The sequence below is a fragment of the Streptomyces aureus genome, from assembly GCF_000725495.1.
Lineage (GTDB): Bacteria > Actinomycetota > Actinomycetes > Streptomycetales > Streptomycetaceae > Streptomyces > Streptomyces aureus_B.
In genome coordinates this window covers 1-329 of the sequence record NZ_JNZD01000096.1, presented here as the reverse complement: position 1 = coordinate 329, position 329 = coordinate 1, and the positions used below count along the sequence as shown (strand labels likewise).

The following is a 329-nucleotide window of genomic DNA, read 5'->3' as shown; positions in this document are numbered from 1 at the left end:
CGGATCGCCTGCGGCGGCGGGCCGATCCAGATCAGCCCGGCGTCCAGGACGGCCTGGGCGAAGTCCGCGTTCTCCGAAAGGAAGCCGTAACCCGGATGGATGGCATCCGCGCCCGAGTCCTTGGCGGCCTGCAGCACCTTGGCGAAGTCCAGGTAACTGGAGGCCGGGGTGTCACCGCCCAGCGCGAACGCCTCGTCCGCGGCCCGGACATGCAGAGCGTCCCGGTCCGGTTCCGCATACACGGCAACGCTCGCGATCCCGGCATCCCGACATGCTCGGGCCACGCGGACAGCGATTTCGCCACGGTTGGCGATGAGCACCTTGCGCAC

Annotated in this window: 1 protein-coding gene; it reads right to left on the bottom strand. The window is 69.6% G+C overall.

What is annotated here, in order from left to right:
• On the bottom strand, nucleotides 1-329 hold a 329-nt coding region (locus IO36_RS36125; RefSeq protein WP_037626616.1), incomplete at its 3' end, for a biotin carboxylase N-terminal domain-containing protein.